Below are 1,438 nucleotides of genomic sequence, written 5' to 3'. Positions count from 1 at the left end.
AACTGTAACGATTACTCGTACTCAGTCTCGGTTGTTTGGCTTGGTGAGAACCGCTGCTCAACAACTGGGTGTGCATCCGGCTCGATCGCCTGCCTCCCCCACTCCTGATGCTGCCCCATGACTCGTTTTGTTCCTCAAACCACTGGCGATGGTTCCCCAACCTTTTTTTCTCCTGATTTCAACGAGCTGTTTCACAGCCACTACGGAGCACGGCAAGAAGCGATCGCTAAGTTTGTTGAGCCGACTGCCATTGTGCAAACGGCTGCCACAGGCCAAGTCAGCATTTTAGATATTTGCTACGGCCTCGGTTACAATACTGCTGCTGCCCTGGAAGCTATCTGGATAGCCCACCCCGATTGTCGCGTCACCGCCGTCGGGCTAGAGTTAGACCCACAGGTGCCCCAAGCTGCTATTCCTCTGTTAGCAACCTGTTTTCCCTCGGTGCAGTCTGGGTTGTCAGCCTTGGCCACCACAGGCCAGTTCGTGGACGATCGCTTAGATGCTCGTCTGCTGCTAGGGGATGCTCGCCAAACTATCCACACGTTGATTGTCGAAGGCTTTCAAGCGGATGCAATTTTCTTGGATCCCTTCTCTCCTCCCCATTGTCCTCATCTGTGGACAGTGGAGTTTTTACATCAAGTCAGCCGTTGCCTTGCTCCCACAGGCAAACTAGCGACCTATTCCTGTGCGGCAGCCGTGCGATCGGCACTGCTGTTGGCTGGCCTCCAGATCGGCTCTACTCCCCCCGTTGGACGGCGAGCACCCGGTACGATCGCTGCCTGGAACGGTGATACCCTGCCACCGTTGGCACCACACGAACAGGAACACCTGCTGACCCGTGCGGCCATTCCCTACCGTGATTTTAGCCTGCAAGATACTGCTGAGGTCATCGTAAGCCGACGGCAAGCGGAGCAAGTCGCCTCTGAGTTAGAGCCTGCCTCTCGCTGGCGACAACGCTGGTTACATCAAGCATGGGCCAGTGTTTCTAAGTGAGCATCATGGGAGGGACGATCGCTTAGACTCTCATCATCCATCTATCCAGCCTTGTCACTGAAAATCAGATAAGCAGCGCCTGCCAAGAGCATAGCGGCCAGCATGTAGTTGCGAGTGATGGGTACCTGCATATAGGTCACGCTAAATCCTGCAAACACCAGCATAGCTATGATTTCTTGAATCACCTTAAGCTGGGGTAGGCTGAAATACTCAGACCCTATACGATTTGCAGGCACTTGAAAACAATATTCAAAGAGAGCAATTGACCAGCTCGCTACGATGGCAATCCAGAGTGGAGCAACCTTGAGATTTTTGAGGTGGCCATACCAAGCAAACGTCATAAAAATGTTAGAAACCAGCAGCAACGTAATGGATCGCAGCACAGCAAGACAGGTCGTAGGTAGTCACAATGGTCACTTTAGACTAGCGAGCAGGGTTTAGCAAT

2 protein-coding genes are annotated in these 1,438 nt (G+C 53.0%); one reads left to right on the top strand and one right to left on the bottom strand.

All coding sequences use genetic code 11. From position 1 onward, the window contains the following. Positions 1 to 117: 117 nt before the first annotated feature. Positions 118 to 993, top strand: a complete 876-nt coding sequence (locus NZ772_18915; protein MCS6815630.1) for an MnmC family methyltransferase — start codon at positions 118 to 120, stop codon at positions 991 to 993. A gap of 41 nt (positions 994 to 1,034) precedes the next feature. On the opposite strand, the gene NZ772_18910 is transcribed toward NZ772_18915, so the two are convergent. Next, positions 1,035 to 1,373, bottom strand: a complete 339-nt coding sequence (locus NZ772_18910) for a DMT family protein (GenBank protein ID MCS6815629.1) — start codon at positions 1,371 to 1,373, stop codon at positions 1,035 to 1,037. Positions 1,374 to 1,438: the final 65 nt, after the last annotated feature.

It is taken from the genome of Cyanobacteriota bacterium, from assembly GCA_025054735.1.
GTDB lineage: Bacteria > Cyanobacteriota > Cyanobacteriia > SKYG9 > SKYG9 > SKYG9.
This window is presented reverse-complemented; position numbering and strand designations above follow the sequence as displayed.